The sequence below is a fragment of the Gillisia sp. Hel1_33_143 genome (assembly GCF_900104765.1).
Lineage (GTDB): Bacteria > Bacteroidota > Bacteroidia > Flavobacteriales > Flavobacteriaceae > Gillisia.
Genome location: NZ_LT629737.1, coordinates 1 through 15,940 on the forward strand (window position 1 = coordinate 1; position 15,940 = coordinate 15,940).

Here is a 15,940-nt window from a genome sequence, read left to right on the forward strand (position 1 = left end):
ACCTAGCGATGCAGCTTCAACGTCTCCCACCTATCCTACACATCACTTGTCCAAAGTCAATACTAAGCTATAGTAAAGGTGCACGGGGTCTTTTCGTCCCACAGCGGGTAATCGGCATCTTCACCGATACTACAATTTCACCGAGCTCATGGTTGAGACAGTGTCCAGATCGTTGCACCATTCGTGCAGGTCGGAACTTACCCGACAAGGAATTTCGCTACCTTAGGACCGTTATAGTTACGGCCGCCGTTTACTGGGGCTTCAATTCAATGCGTCGCCGAAGCTAACATCTCCTCTTAACCTTCCAGCACCGGGCAGGTGTCAGGCCCTATACGTCATCTTTCGATTTAGCAGAGCCCTGTGTTTTTGATAAACAGTCGCCTGGACCTCTTCACTGCGGCCCATCCGAAGATGGGCGACCCTTCTCCCGAAGTTACGGGTCGATTTTGCCTAGTTCCTTAACCATGAATCTCTCGAGCACCTTAGAATTCTCATCCCAACTACCTGTGTCGGTTTACGGTACGGGCTGCCACCACTTGCTTTTCTTGGAAGTCGATTTGCTAGATTATCACGCCGGCCGAAGCTTTTGTGTACTATTGCCGTGTTACCACTGGCTTCAACGTACTATTCCGTCAGTACGCACTAACTTTTCGCCTCCGTCACGTTTAACGTGGGGCAGGTACAGAAATTAATCTGTTGTCCATCCACTAACCCATTCGGGTCGCGTTAGGTCCGACTAAACCCTCAGCTGATTAGCATAGCTGAGGAAACCTTAGTCTTTCGGTGTGCGGGTTTCTCGCCCGCATTAATCGTTACTTATGCCTACATTTTCTTTTCTAATTAGTCCAGCATACCTCGCAGTACACCTTCAACCCTATTAGAATGCTCCCCTACCACTTACAGTAATCTGTAAATCCATAGCTTCGGTAGTATATTTATGCCCGATTATTATCCCATGCCGAACCGCTCGACTAGTGAGCTGTTACGCACTCTTTAAATGAATGGCTGCTTCCAGCCAACATCCTAGCTGTCTGGGCAGTTCAACCGCGTTTTTTCAACTTAATATACATTTGGGGACCTTAGCTGATGGTCTGGGTTCTTTCCCTCTCGGACATGGACCTTAGCACCCATGCCCTCACTGATAAAAATCATTTTATAGCATTCGGAGTTTGTCAGGAATTGGTAGGCGGTGAAGCCCCCGCATCCAATCAGTAGCTCTACCTCTATAAAACTAAATTATCGCTGCACCTAAATGCATTTCGGGGAGTACGAGCTATTTCCGAGTTTGATTGGCCTTTCACCCCTACCCTCAGGTCATCCCAAGACTTTTCAACGTCAACGGGTTCGGTCCTCCACTATGTGTTACCACAGCTTCAACCTGCCCAAGGGTAGATCACACGGTTTCGCGTCTACCACTACAACTACAGCGCCCTATTAAGACTCGCTTTCGCTACGGCTCCACCTCTTAAAGGCTTAACCTTGCTGGCAACGGTAACTCGTAGGCTCATTATGCAAAAGGCACGCCGTCACCCCTAAAGGCTCCGACCGCTTGTAAGCGTATGGTTTCAGGATCTATTTCACTCCGTTATTCACGGTTCTTTTCACCTTTCCTCACGGTACTGGTTCACTATCGGTCTCTCAGGAGTATTTAGCCTTAGCGGATGGTCCCGCCAAATTCATACAGGGTTTCTCGTGCCCCGCACTACTCAGGATACCACTATCAATAACGCTCTTTACCTATACGGGACTATCACCCTCTATGGTCACTCTTTCCAAAGTGTTCTAATTCATTACGCATCAAATATCGTGGTCCTACAACCCCAATAAGTCCGTAAACTCATTGGTTTGGGCTAATGCGCGTTCGCTCGCCGCTACTTGCGCAATCACTATTGTTTTCTTCTCCTCCGGGTACTTAGATGTTTCAGTTCCCCGGGTTCGCCTCCTTGCGGATAATACATCTTCAATGTACTGGGTTGCCCCATTCGGATATCTGCGGATCAATTTGTGTGTGCCAATCCCCGCAGCTTTTCGCAGCTTATCACGTCCTTCATCGCCTCTGAGAGCCTAGGCATTCCCCATACGCCCTTATTTAGCTTATGTGCTTTTACCTAATTTACTCTGTTATTATTAAAACGCCGTGCAGCAGTTCTAATAACAACGATTATTATTTATTCTTTTGCACTTACAATTAACTTGTAAGCACCTAATGTTTCTCGTATTCTTTATTTCCCAATATGTCAATGAACGTTTTTCCCTTAAACGACCTCTTTTCGATGATAACCAAACGAAGTATACTAGTGTATCCTGGTTGTTTGAATTACCTATACCTAAAAGATCTAGGAATAGTGGAGAATATCGGAGTCGAACCGATGACCTCCTGCGTGCAAGGCAGGCGCTCTAGCCAGCTGAGCTAATCCCCCATTTTCGAAATTCAGAACTATGAATTCAGAATTAAAATGATTAGAATTCTCAACTTCTAAAATTTCCTATAATTTTAATGAACATCTTTTATAACTCTCGCTATAAAAAGTAGTCTCAGGCAGACTCGAACTGCCGACCTCTACATTATCAGTGTAGCGCTCTAACCAGCTGAGCTATGAGACTGTCTAATTTAAGAGACATTTCTCAAGGTCTCCCTTTATTCTTTAATAATTAAATTGACAGGAATCAAGACAAAAACAAAATCTTAAGAGATCTGCTTTGTAACTGCGATTGCTCTTTAATAAGCAATACTCTAGAAAGGAGGTGTTCCAGCCGCACCTTCCGGTACGGCTACCTTGTTACGACTTAGCCCCAGTTACCAGCTTCACCCTAGGCCGCTCCTTACGGTGACGGACTTCAGGTGCTTCCAGCTTCCATGGCTTGACGGGCGGTGTGTACAAGGCCCGGGAACGTATTCACCGCATCATGGCTGATATGCGATTACTAGCGATTCCAGCTTCACGGAGTCGAGTTGCAGACTCCGATCCGAACTGAGATAGGGTTTATAGATTCGCTCCTGCTTGCGCAGTGGCTGCTCTCTGTCCCTACCATTGTAGCACGTGTGTGGCCCAGGACGTAAGGGCCGTGATGATTTGACGTCATCCCCACCTTCCTCACAGTTTGCACTGGCAGTCTTGTTAGAGTTCCCGACTTGACTCGCTGGCAACTAACAACAGGGGTTGCGCTCGTTATAGGACTTAACCTGACACCTCACGGCACGAGCTGACGACAACCATGCAGCACCTTGTAAATTGCCCGAAGGAAAAGGTGTTTCCACCCCTGTCAATCTACATTTAAGCCCTGGTAAGGTTCCTCGCGTATCATCGAATTAAACCACATGCTCCACCGCTTGTGCGGGCCCCCGTCAATTCCTTTGAGTTTCATTCTTGCGAACGTACTCCCCAGGTGGGTTACTTATCACTTTCGCTTAGCCACTCAGTCTTGCGACCGAACAGCTAGTAACCATCGTTTACGGCGTGGACTACCAGGGTATCTAATCCTGTTCGCTACCCACGCTTTCGTCCATCAGCGTCAATAAATTATTAGTGATCTGCCTTCGCAATCGGTGTTCTATGTAATATCTATGCATTTCACCGCTACACTACATATTCCAACCACTTCATAAGTATTCAAGAACAACAGTATCAATGGCAATTCTATGGTTGAGCCACAGACTTTCACCGCTGACTGATTGTCCCGCCTACGGACCCTTTAAACCCAATGATTCCGGATAACGCTTGGATCCTCCGTATTACCGCGGCTGCTGGCACGGAGTTAGCCGATCCTTATTCGTACAGTACCGTCAAGCTCCCTCGCAAGGGAGTGTTTCTTCCTGTATAAAAGCAGTTTACAACCCATAGGGCCGTCTTCCTGCACGCGGCATGGCTGGATCAGGCTCTCGCCCATTGTCCAATATTCCTCACTGCTGCCTCCCGTAGGAGTCTGGTCCGTGTCTCAGTACCAGTGTGGGGGATCTCCCTCTCAGGACCCCTATCTATCGTAGCCATGGTAAGCCGTTACCTTACCATCTAGCTAATAGAACGCATACCCATCTTATAGCCATAAATGTTTAATCATCAATTAATGCTAATCGATAATACTATGGGGCATTAATCCAAATTTCTCTGGGCTATTCCCCTCTATAAGGTAGGTTGTATACGCGTTACGCACCCGTGCGCCGGTCGTCGGCGGTGCAAGCACCCCGTTACCCCTCGACTTGCATGTGTTAAGCCTGCCGCTAGCGTTCATCCTGAGCCAGGATCAAACTCTTCATCGTTAATCTTTAAATAATATAACAATTACAAGGTCTTCTTCTATTACTATCTCCGAAAAGATAATAACAGCTCAAAATTCTATTCTAGTCTTGATTCGTATTCTTTTGGTTTCTTCTGCCATTCTTGCGAACAACATTTGAAACGCGCTGTCAATTCAATATATCAATGAACTTAGTTGATCTCCTCTTAACGAAGAGCTCATTGTGAAATTAAAGGAGTTGAACCTTCTTTTTTTACTACCCTATCCCGGGATTTCAATTCAGTATTTTGTAGTGATCGTATCCGCTGTGTAAGCGGCTGCAAATATACAACGCTTTTTCTTTAACTTCCAAACTTTATTTTAAAGTTTTTTGAAGTTTTTTTTGACCCCTTAGTAAGAAGTAAAAACCGCCGCAACCCACACTAGTAAAGAACTTTCTTACTCCTCAAACAACACCTTCATGTCATTCTCAAAGCGGATGCAAATGTACAACTCTTTTTCTCTAACCAGCAAACTTATTTGAAAAATATTTCGAATGTTTTTTTTAAAGCCAATAATAAAAAATGGGTTATAAAAATACAATCTTTTTCTACAATCAAACAAATCAATTACAAAATATTTTAAAGAACTTTCGCCTCTCGTTTCCTCCTAAGCGGGTGCAAATATAGTCAGGATAAATAAACCTGCAAGTTATTTATCCAGTTTTGTCCAATCCAAAACAAAAATAGTTTATAAACTATTGATTCTTTAAAGATTAGAATTTATATTTTTTTCAAAGGAACACTTTTAATAGCACACCAGTTACCTTATTATATATACACTAAAAAAGATATTACAATTTGTGTTAGGGATAGCAGTGACATCCTTTTGGTTCCCTGCCGTGTAATTACCATATACTCTATGACTATTCACTGCATTCTTGATTAAAAAATAAGATAAGAGATACCAAAAGATAGAGCGAATAGCCCGGCCGGTGTCTTTCCACCGGCAACACCCAAGAAAAAAGGAATATATACATAGGTATATTGTGCAACCGCATTTATCCTATTATCTTTGCTATATAATATTAGAGGAAATGATAAAGATAAGCTTGCCGGATGGCACTATTAAAGAATTTGAAAGTGGCGCTACTCCTATGGACGTTGCCAAAAGTATAAGTGAAGGATTTGCCAGAAATGTAATTTCTGCCAAATACGATGATACCGTGATTGAAACTACTACTCCACTTACTAGCGACGGAAGCCTTACTTTATACACATGGAATGACAAGGAAGGTAAAAAAGCTTTTTGGCATTCTACCTCTCATGTAATGGCTCAAGCTATTGAAGCTCTATACCCTGGATCTAAGCTTACTATAGGACCAGCTATTGAAAATGGATTTTATTATGATGTAGATTTTGGTGAGCAAAAGATATCTGAGAACGACTTTAAAAAGATCGAGGATAAGATGTTGGAAATTGCAAGAGGAAAACATGATTTCTCAATGCGCTCTGTTTCTAAAGAAGAAGCTTTGTCTTATTATAAAGATCAGGAGAATCCTTTTAAGGTAGAATTAATAGAAAACCTGGAAGATGGAACTATTACTTTTTGTGACCATGATACCTTTACAGATTTATGTAGAGGTGGCCATATTCCAAATACAGGAATAATTAAAGCAGTAAAATTAATGAGTGTTGCCGGCGCTTACTGGAGAGGGGATGAAAACAAGCCACAACTTACTAGGGTTTACGGAACCTCTTTCCCTAAACAGAAAGATCTAAAGGAATACCTTGAATTACTTGAAGAGGCTAAGAAAAGAGATCATAGAAAATTAGGAAAGGAATTAGAACTTTTTACTTTTTCACAAAAGGTAGGACAAGGTTTACCATTATGGTTACCTAAAGGAGCTGCACTTAGAGAGCGTTTAGAAAACTTTTTAAAGAAAGCGCAGAAGACCGCCGGCTATGAAATGGTAGTAACTCCGCATATTGGACAAAAAGAACTTTATGTTACTTCCGGACATTATGCTAAATATGGAGCAGATAGCTTTCAGCCAATTCACACTCCAAACGAGGGGGAAGAATTTTTATTGAAACCTATGAACTGCCCACACCATTGTGAAATATATAATTCTTCACCGTGGAGTTATAGAGATCTTCCGAAGAGATTTGCAGAATTTGGTACGGTTTATAGATATGAACAAAGTGGAGAACTACATGGATTAACAAGAGTTCGTGGCTTTACTCAAGATGATGCTCATATTTTCTGTACTCCAGATCAGCTAGATTCTGAATTTAAAAAAGTGATAGATCTTACTTTATATGTATTCGATTCTTTAGGCTTTAAAGATTTTACAGCTCAGGTATCTTTAAGAGACCCTGACAATAAGGAGAAATATATTGGTAGTGATGATGTCTGGGAAAAGGCAGAATCTGCCATAATTTCAGCAGCGAAAGAAAAAGGTCTGAACTATGTCATTGAAAAAGGGGAAGCTGCTTTTTATGGTCCGAAATTAGATTTCATGGTTAAAGATGCTTTAGGAAGAAGTTGGCAGTTAGGAACTATCCAGGTAGACTACAATTTACCTGAAAGATTCGATCTTACTTATAAAGGGAGTGACAATGAAACTCACAGACCTGTAATGATTCACCGTGCCCCTTTTGGCAGCATGGAGCGCTTCATTGCTGTATTGCTTGAAAATACAGGAGGAAATTTTCCTCTATGGTTAATGCCAGAACAAGCTATTATTCTCTCTCTCAGTGAGAAATATGAAAAATACTCACAAAAAGTTTTAAGTTTGTTAGAAAATGACGAAATTCGCGCCTTGGCTAATCATAGAAATGACACCATTGGTAAGAAGATTCGTGATGCCGAGATGAGTAAGATCCCTTATATGTTAATTGTTGGGGAGCAGGAAGAGAAGGATGGTACGGTTTCTGTACGTAAACACGGAGAAGGTGACATTGGAACAATGTCTATAGAAGACTTCGCAGAATTAGTAAACAACGAAATAAAGAAAACGCTAAAAACGTTTAAAGTTTAATTAAAATTATATAGCCATAGCAATACGTAGAAAAAGATCGAAGCGACCGCTTAGAGAAATTAAAGAAGACCAGCACCGTATTAACGGTAAAATTCGCTCAGATGAAGTTCGTCTTGTGGGTGAAAACGTTGAAATGGGCGTTTATCCTATTAGAAAAGCTTTAGAGATTTCTGAAGAGCAAGGTTTGGATTTAGTAGAAATTTCTCCTAATGCCAAACCGCCTGTAGCCAAAGTAATGGACTACAAGAAATTTCTATATGAGCAGAAGAAAAGAGAGAAAGTTTTAAAAGCAAAAGCCAGTAAGGTGGTTGTTAAAGAGATTCGTTTTGGACCTCAAACAGATGATCATGATTACGAGTTCAAGAAAAAAAATGCAGAGAAATTCTTAAAGGATGGTGCCAAGTTAAAGGCATTTGTATTCTTTAAAGGACGTTCTATTGTATTTAAAGATCAAGGACAAATTTTGTTATTAAGATTGGCACAAGATCTTGAAGAATTAGGGAAGGTAGAACAGATGCCTAAATTGGAAGGCAAACGTATGACTATGTTCCTTTCTCCTAAGAAATCTAAATAAGAAAATAAGAACGTTAATTATAAAATTATAAGAGCATGCCTAAAATGAAGACTAAATCTAGTGCCAAAAAGCGTTTTAAGCTTACCGGTACTGGTAAAATAAAAAGAAAGCACGCGTTTAAAAGTCACATCTTAACAAAGAAGTCTAAAAAACGTAAATTAGCTTTAACTCATAGTACATTAGTACATGATGCAGATAAAAGTAATATCAAACTTCAACTTAGATTAAAATAAGTTGAACCACTTGATGGTTTAATCAATTTAAAAACCCTGGAGATAGGCTAAGAGAATTTAAATACATCTTTTAGAAGTGTTGAAAAACCGCCTACTACAAAAACAATTTAAAATATGCCAAGATCAGTAAATTCAGTTGCTAAAAGAGCCAGAAGAAAAAAGGTTTTAAAGCAAGCAAAAGGTTACTTTGGACGTCGTAAAAACGTTTGGACTGTAGCTAAAAACGCGGTTGATAAAGCAATGCTTTATGCTTACAGAGACCGTAAGGTTAAGAAGAGAAATTTCCGTTCATTATGGATTATGCGTATTAACGCTGCAGCCAGATTACATGGAATGTCTTATTCTCAATTTATGGGTGGAATGAAAGCTAACAGTATCGGTTTGAACAGAAAAGTTCTTGCAGATTTAGCTATGAATCAGCCAGAAGCGTTTAAAGCTTTAGTAGACAAAGTAAAATAAATTATATACAGATTAACGTTCTTATTAAAAAAGTCTCACTCTAATTAGTGAGACTTTTTTTTTATTATCAAGAATCTAAGTCTTGATTTTTTTCTTCTTAGCTGCTGGAAAGAGAATATTGTTTAGAATTAACCTATAACCCGGTGAATTAGGATGCAGTGATAATTCTGTTTTAGGATCTCCTACCCTATGCTGATAATCTTCCGGATCATGACCCCCATAAAAAGTAAAAAATCCTTTTCCTTTGATTCCATGAATATACCTTGCCTCTCCATTTATTTTATTTTCTCCTAATACTAAAATCTTAGATTTTAAAAATTCAGGATCAAAGGCTGTGGTCTGTCCCATAAAACCTTTAACCAGTGCCGTATGATTTTGATTCAACATGGCTGGAATGGGATCCCATTTAGCAGAAAAATCCATCAATGTAAAATAATCTGTTTCTACAGATACAGATCTCTTCTCCGTCATATCTATAGATGAGAACTCGTACTTCATAGGATCTCTCTCTAAAAGAAAATTTGTAAAAGCAAAGGTTGCATTAAAATCTATCTTAGATTGATACCCTGCATCGCTAGCATCCCCGTCAAACATTGGCTCTACTATATCTAAGCCTTCTGCTGCTAAGGTAATGTCAAAACTATCTGTAGCACTACACATTGCAAACATAAAACCACCACCTACAACATAATTTCTAATTTTTAAAGCTACTGCCAGTTTTTCCTGAGAAACCTTTTTATATCCTAAATTTAAAGCTAAAGCTTCGGCCTCTTTTTTCTCTTTTATATACCAGGGTGTAGTTCTATAATTTCGATAAAATTTTCCATATTGACCTGTAAAATCTTCATGATGCAAATGCAACCAATCATATAAAAGCAAAACATCACTTAACACCTCCTCATCATAAATAGTTTCATATGGAATTTCTGCATAAGACAAGACCATAGTTACAGCATCATCCCATGGTTTATTTCCTGAGGGTGCATATACGGCAATTTTAGGTGCTTTCTCTAGAATTACAGCCTCCATATTTTTGGAAGGACTTGATATCTCTTCCAATAAGGCAATAGTTTTTGCATCGCTTAATTCTTCATAGGAGACGCCTCTAATTTTACATTCCTTCTGTAATTCTTCTGTATCTGAGATTAGAAAGGAGCCTCCTCTGTAATTTAGGAGCCATTGCACTCTTAGCTTATTTTGAAGGGCAAAATATGTAATTCCATAAGCTTTGAGGTGATTGGTTTGGCTATCTGCATCCATAGGGATTATCAAAGATGAGCTATGGACAGGTAGGCTTATAACAAATAAAAAGAGCATCAAAACCAAGGTTCTAATGCTATTTTTAAATTTATTTATCTCTGAAGATTCAACGCTAGAATTAATTTCTTCAAATATTTTAATCAGATTTTTAGTATAATTAAAAAGGTACGTCGCTATCGTCATCATTAAAATCATTATTCATTGAGCTTCCAAAAGCTTCATCTGCACTTGGACTTGGTAAACCGGGAGTTCTAAATGCATCTTCCCCTTCACCGTCGTTCATTTTAGAATGAAATTCAAAAGGAGAGTCAAAGTCATCTAAGTTATCGAATTTACCTAAATGTCCAACAAATTTCAAACGAATGTTTTCTAAACCACCATTACGGTGTTTAGCGACAATGAATTCTCCCTGCCCTGCAGTAGGAGAGCGCTCTTCATCATCCCACTCATCTATTTTATAATATTCTGGCCTATAAATAAATGATACAATATCTGCATCCTGCTCAATTGCACCAGATTCCCTCAAATCACTTAATAATGGTCTTTTGCTTCCACCTCTAGTTTCTACAGCACGCGATAGCTGAGAAAGTGCTATCACAGGTATACTTAATTCTTTTGCTAGTGCCTTCAAGTTACGAGAAATAGTAGATATTTCCTGTTCACGATTTCCTCCTTTGCTCGCACTTCCCGCCGTCATTAATTGGAGGTAATCTACAACTACCATTTTAATCCCAAACTGTGAGGAAAGTCGCCTTGCTTTAGCTCTAAGGTCAAAAATTGATAAGGATGGAGTATCATCTATAAATAATGGAGCTTTTTCAAGATCTTTAACCTTCACATTCAATTGTTCCCATTCATGAGTTTCGAGGTTTCCTGTTCTTAATTTTTCAGAAGATAATCCTGTTTCTGATGAAATAAGACGGGTTATAAGCTGTACGGCAGACATCTCCAAAGAGAAAAATGCCACAGGTATGTTATGACCAACAGCCATATTTCTCGCCATAGAGAGAGTAAGTGCTGTTTTACCCATACCAGGACGAGCTGCAATAATTACTAAATCACTAGGTTGCCATCCTGAAGTTAATTTATCTAATTTATCAAATCCAGAAGGAACTCCACTTAATCCTTCCTTGTTAGAAATCTCCTGAATTCTGTTCTTAGCCTGAATAACCAAGCTATGAGCTGTTTCTGTAGAACGCTTTATATTCCCCTGCGTAACTTCATAAAGTTTTGTTTCTGCTGAATCTAAAAGATCAAATACATCTGTAGCTTCATCATAAGATTCTTCAATTATTTCACTAGAGATCTTAATTAGACTTCTTTGAATATATTTCTGAAGAATGATACGAGCATGAAATTCTATATGGGCTGAGGACGCTACTTTTTGAGTAAGTTGAATAAGATAATATTCTCCACCAACCTTTTCTAACAGACCTTCTTTTCTTAATTGATTAGATACTGTTAATAAGTCTATTGCCTCTGTATTTTCAAATAGCTTATAGATAGCATCATAGATATGCTTATGGGCAGTTTTATAGAACACATCTGAGTGTAAGATATCGATAATTTCATCGACACCTTTTTTATCGATCATCATTGCACCTAGTACAACTTCCTCTAAATCAACAGCTTGCGGCGGAATTTTCCCGCGTTCTAAATTAATAACATTTCCAGAGTTATATTTTATATTTTTTGGGGCGGTGGCTTTTTCCATAGTACGAATGTAAAAAAATGTTAAAGCAATCTTAACGATTACCTCGTAAGTTAATTAACCGGTAATGAACAATTTACCTGTTAATAACTTATGTTTTTTGTTAATAAGGCCAAAAAAATCCGAAGTAAAACTCCGGATATTTTCTTAACGTCTTTATACTAGGTATGTTAATCTTTAAACACTCCCATATTTGAGTATTTATCCATACGCTTATTTACCAATTCTGCTGATGATAAGTTTTTGAACTCATCGTAAGCAGATAAAATTGAAGCTTTGACCGTTTCAAAAGTTTCTTCACGATTGCTATGTGCACCGCCAAGAGGTTCTTTTATGATGTCATCAATCAACTTTTGTTTTTTCATATCTGTAGCGGTTAGTTTTAAAGCATCTGCCGCAATTTCCTTGTATTCCCAGCTTCTCCATAAGATAGAAGAACATGATTCTGGAGATATTACAGAGTACCATGTATTCTCTAGCATCATTACCTTATCTCCTACTCCAATCCCTAAAGCTCCACCACTAGCACCTTCGCCAATAATAACAACAATGATTGGCACTTTTAAGCGAGTCATTTCTAAAATATTTCTAGCAATAGCCTCACCTTGTCCGCGTTCTTCTGCTTCTAAACCAGGAAATGCTCCAGGAGTATCCACGAATGTCACTACAGGAACTCCAAATTTCTCTGCAGATTTCATCAACCTTAGCGCTTTGCGATATCCTTCCGGATTCGCCATTCCAAAATTTCTATATTGTCTTGTCTTGGTGTTAAAACCTTTTTGTTGACCTACCAACATAAAACTTTGATCTCCAATCTTTCCAAGACCACCAATCATGGCCTTATCATCTTTTACAGTACGATCTCCATGAAGCTCCAAAAAGGTATCTCCACAAATAGCTTTAATATAATCTAAAGTATAAGGTCTGTTAGGGTGTCTTGAAAGTTGTACACGTTGCCATGCTGTAAGATTCTTATAGATTTCTTTTTTGGTAGCTACCAATTTCTTCTCTATCTGTTTACAAGTAGCTGTTACATCTACATTGCTTTCTGAACCTATGTTACAAGCTTTCTTGTATTGTTCTTCTAACTCTTTAATGGGTAATTCAAAATCCAAATATTCCATATGAAGTTATGGTGTTTTTAATTAGCCTACAAATATAACAAACTTTGAAAGGAAGAATTCCTAAGAAGGCTTATTAATTTTTCTTTTTGTTTTAAGATATCCGTTAAGTACTACGGTAGAAAGGATTATTAGGGTGCCGTAGTAGAATTGTGGATGCATTTGCTCCTTATTTCCGAATATTAGAAATGCTAAAATGATGCCATAGACAGGTTCTAAATTTGTAGTTAGCATTACGGTATATGGACTAAGATGCTTCATTACAGCCACAGCAGCTATAAAGGCAAACGCTGTACAAATTGAGGACAGGATGAATAAATAGAGCCAATCTGAAGATTGAAGATTGAAGAATTCTGAATTGAAACCACTTTCACCACCAGTAATCCACGTTTTAATGATTAGGTATATTGAAATAGCTACAGCTCCCGTAAGCAACTCATAGAATGAAATAACCGATGGAGCCGCATGTTTTACAAGCTTTCCGTTCATAAGCGTAAAAACTGCCGATAGAAATGCAGAAATTAAGGCGAGGACAATTCCTAAATAATGCTCGGTTTCTACATTAAATATTATATACAGCCCAAGCATAACTATCAATCCAAAGAACACCTCATACCAAACAAATTTTCTTTTATAGAATATTGGTTCTAAGATAGAAGTAAAGAACGCACCAGTAGATAGTAATGCTAATGTTATTGAAACATTGGCTTCCTTAATAGCACCAAAAAATGTTAACCAATGAAGAGCTATTACTAATCCCGCAATAATTAGAAGTTTTAATTTCTTAGGAGGAAGTTTAAGACTTTTGCGCTTCCATAAGATCCAGATTAGTATAAAGCCACATGCAGATAACATTCTATACCAAACCAGAGGAATAGCATCTAGCGATATTAAAGCGCCTAAAACTGCAGTAAAACCCCAAATTAACACGATAACGTGAAAAAAGAGGTAGCTTTTAAGTTTATCGTTTAGCATTAAAGAGCAAGTAAATAGCTAGAATTCCAAATGTGAAATTTGGAAACCAAACACCTATTAAAGGCGAGAATGTAGATTGTTCTGCAATAGTTCCAAAAACCTTATCAAAAAATATAAATATAAAAGCAAGAGTGATCCCTAAGGCCAAATTTACCCCCATTCCTCCTCTTCTCTTTACAGACGATACTGCTACAGCAATGATCGTTAATATAAAAGCAGATACCGGTAAGCTCCATCTTTTATAGGCTACCACTAAATATCTATTCATATTTGCTGAACCACGACGCTTTTCTTGATCTATAAAATCATTCAGCTCGTTATATGTAAGTGTTTCAGCAATATATTTCACAGGAGTAAGCTGGTCGAACTCAAAGGGCAATACCGTATCCAAAACTCTTTCATGAATAATAACATCTTCTCTTTCACCAATTATTCGCTTATCTAAATTTGTAAGAGTATAAGTACTGTCTACAGTATTGAAGACTAATTTAGAAGCACTTAATTTAAATTTTAGCTTATTGCCTTCAAAATGCTCTAGGGTGAAATTACGTGCAGTATAAGTTTTAGGCTGGAAGTTACTGGCATAAATATATTCAGAATCATTAATCTGCCTATACACATCATTGGTTTCCTGCACTTCAGCTCCTTTTTTCAAATACTGATATTTAAACTCGTTAAAACCCTTACTAGCTTGAGGAGCCAAATACATACTTAAAACAAGTGCACCTACACATACAATGGAAGCTCCTATTAAATAAGGTCTCAAAAATCTCCAATAAGACACTCCACTACTTAAGAAAGCAATGATCTCTGTGTTATTAGCTAATTTTGAAGTAAACCAAATTACAGATAAAAATAGAAATAGTGGAAATAAAAGGTTTGCGAAATAAACAGTAAAATCTAAATAATAAGCAGCCACCTCTATAAATGGAACTTCATTCTCTAAGATCTTATCTATTTTTTCTGCAAGATTAATGGTAATTCCAATAGGAATGAACATTAATAGCATCATGGTAAAAGTACCTAGATAACGTTTTAATATGTACCAGTCTAGTATTTTCAAATTATAAGCGCTTATCCATTTGCTTTACCATCATATTCTTCCAGGTTGTAAAATCACCAGCTAAGATATGCTTTCTTGCCTCACGTGTCAACCAAAGATAGAACCCTAGATTATGAATGGTAGCAATTTGCTTGCCTAATAATTCATTTACACTAAATAAGTGTCTTAAATAAGCTTTAGTATATTCTGTATCTACCCAAGTAATATTCATATCATCTATTGCAGAAAAGTCATCTTCCCATTTCTTATTCTTAATATTGATGGTACCATGGGCTGTGAATAGCATTCCGTTTCTAGCATTTCTGGTAGGCATTACACAATCAAACATATCAATTCCAAGTGCAATATTCTCCAATATGTTTATTGGGGTTCCAACGCCCATTAAATAACGAGGTTTATCTTCAGGAAGGATTTCTGTAACAACTTCTGTCATTGCATACATTTCTTCTGCTGGCTCTCCTACAGACAATCCTCCAATTGCATTTCCTTCTGCCCCTACAGATGCAATATATTCTGCAGATTGCTTTCTAAGATCTTTGTAAGTACTTCCCTGAACTATAGGAAAAAAGGCCTGAGAATAATCGTATAAGTAAGGTGTTTTTTCCAGATGACTTATACATCTATCTAACCATCTATGCGTCATATGCATAGATCTTTTGGCATATCTATAATCGCAAGGATACGGTGTACACTCATCAAAAGCCATAATTATATCTGCTCCAATTGCTCTTTGGATCTCCATAACATTCTCTGGAGTAAAGGTGTGATAAGATCCATCTATATGAGATTTAAACTTAACGCCTTCTTCTTTGATCTTTCTTCTGTCTGAAAGAGAATAAACCTGAAACCCACCACTATCGGTAAGAATATTTCTATCCCAATTCATGAATTTATGCAAGCCACCGGCTTTCTTTAAGATCTCAACCTGTGGCCTTAGATATAAATGATAGGTATTTCCTAAGATTATATCAGGGTTTATTTCTTCTTTTAATTCTCTTTGATGCACTCCTTTTACTGTACCAACGGTTCCCACTGGCATAAAAATAGGAGTTTCTATAACTCCATGATCTGTTGTGATCTTTCCTGCTCTTGCTTTGCTACCTACATCGGTAGTTAAAAGTTCAAAATTCATAGTTTCATTTAAGTAGCTGCAAAGATACTTAACTAATCTACATTTCACAGAACGTAGAATTTAAAAAATGTTAGTTAAATACTTCAAATCGTTGATAACTGCTAATTTCTAACTTTGAGCTTCCTATTTAAAAACATATTTTTGCAACACTTAA

General features: G+C 38.0%; 10 protein-coding genes, 2 tRNA genes and 2 rRNA genes. 4 read left to right on the forward strand and 10 right to left on the reverse strand.

Annotated features, from left to right (window positions below; genetic code table 11):
- The 4 genes from BLT84_RS00005 to BLT84_RS00020 form a co-directional block, all read right to left on the reverse strand.
- Positions 1-2,099 (reverse strand): 23S ribosomal RNA (locus BLT84_RS00005).
- A gap of 247 nt (positions 2,100-2,346) precedes the next feature.
- Positions 2,347-2,420 (reverse strand) — tRNA-Ala (locus tag BLT84_RS00010).
- Positions 2,421-2,530: 110 nt separating this feature from the next.
- Positions 2,531-2,604: transfer RNA gene (locus BLT84_RS00015), tRNA-Ile, on the reverse strand.
- 134 nt (positions 2,605-2,738) lie between these two features.
- A 16S ribosomal RNA gene (locus BLT84_RS00020) occupies positions 2,739-4,258 on the reverse strand.
- Together the 16S and 23S rRNA genes with 2 tRNA genes alongside form the textbook arrangement of a ribosomal RNA operon.
- A 1,053-nt stretch (positions 4,259-5,311) precedes the next feature.
- Between BLT84_RS00020 and thrS the strand changes: the two genes are divergently transcribed.
- The 4 genes from thrS (at position 5,312) to rplT (ending at position 8,524) form a co-directional block, all read left to right on the forward strand.
- Positions 5,312-7,258: a threonine--tRNA ligase gene (gene thrS, locus BLT84_RS00025; protein ID WP_091262023.1), complete on the forward strand. Its 1,947-nt coding sequence runs from the start codon at positions 5,312-5,314 to the stop codon at positions 7,256-7,258.
- A 58-nt stretch (positions 7,259-7,316) separates the two neighbouring features.
- Complete coding sequence (gene infC, locus BLT84_RS00030; protein ID WP_262489664.1) at positions 7,317-7,832, forward strand: translation initiation factor IF-3; 516 nt, start codon at positions 7,317-7,319, stop codon at positions 7,830-7,832.
- 35 nt (positions 7,833-7,867) lie between these two features.
- Positions 7,868-8,065 carry a 50S ribosomal protein L35 gene (gene rpmI, locus BLT84_RS00035; protein WP_034889182.1) on the forward strand — a complete coding sequence of 66 codons (198 nt, stop codon included), beginning with the start codon at positions 7,868-7,870 and terminating at the stop codon, positions 8,063-8,065.
- A 114-nt stretch (positions 8,066-8,179) separates the two neighbouring features.
- Positions 8,180-8,524 carry a 50S ribosomal protein L20 gene (gene rplT / locus BLT84_RS00040; protein ID WP_034889181.1) on the forward strand — a complete coding sequence of 115 codons (345 nt, stop codon included), beginning with the start codon at positions 8,180-8,182 and terminating at the stop codon, positions 8,522-8,524.
- A 75-nt stretch (positions 8,525-8,599) separates the two neighbouring features.
- Here the strand turns inward: rplT and BLT84_RS00045 are convergent, their stop codons facing one another.
- The 6 genes from BLT84_RS00045 to tgt all read right to left on the reverse strand — a co-directional run bounded on the left by BLT84_RS00045 (position 8,600) and on the right by tgt (position 15,786).
- Positions 8,600-9,841 carry an asparagine synthetase B gene (locus tag BLT84_RS00045; RefSeq protein ID WP_231929523.1) on the reverse strand — a complete coding sequence of 414 codons (1,242 nt, stop codon included), beginning with the start codon at positions 9,839-9,841 and terminating at the stop codon, positions 8,600-8,602.
- A 100-nt stretch (positions 9,842-9,941) separates the two neighbouring features.
- The gene (dnaB, locus tag BLT84_RS00050) at positions 9,942-11,498 is read right to left on the reverse strand and encodes a replicative DNA helicase (RefSeq protein WP_034889179.1); all 1,557 of its coding nucleotides are present in this window, start codon (positions 11,496-11,498) and stop codon (positions 9,942-9,944) included.
- Positions 11,499-11,665: 167 nt separating this feature from the next.
- Complete coding sequence (locus tag BLT84_RS00055) at positions 11,666-12,619, reverse strand: acetyl-CoA carboxylase carboxyltransferase subunit alpha (RefSeq protein ID WP_091262026.1); 954 nt, start codon at positions 12,617-12,619, stop codon at positions 11,666-11,668.
- 60 nt (positions 12,620-12,679) lie between these two features.
- Positions 12,680-13,591 (reverse strand): DMT family transporter, encoded by a 912-nt coding sequence (locus tag BLT84_RS00060; protein WP_091262027.1) that lies wholly within the window; start codon positions 13,589-13,591, stop codon positions 12,680-12,682.
- On the reverse strand, positions 13,578-14,654 hold the full coding sequence (locus BLT84_RS00065) for an LptF/LptG family permease (protein WP_091262029.1): 1,077 nt from the start codon (positions 14,652-14,654) through the stop codon (positions 13,578-13,580). Before BLT84_RS00065 ends, BLT84_RS00060 begins: the two co-directional genes overlap by 14 nt.
- Before the next feature lies 1 nt (position 14,655).
- Positions 14,656-15,786 carry a tRNA guanosine(34) transglycosylase Tgt gene (tgt, locus tag BLT84_RS00070; RefSeq protein WP_034889171.1) on the reverse strand — a complete coding sequence of 377 codons (1,131 nt, stop codon included), beginning with the start codon at positions 15,784-15,786 and terminating at the stop codon, positions 14,656-14,658.
- Positions 15,787-15,940 lie beyond the last annotated feature (154 nt).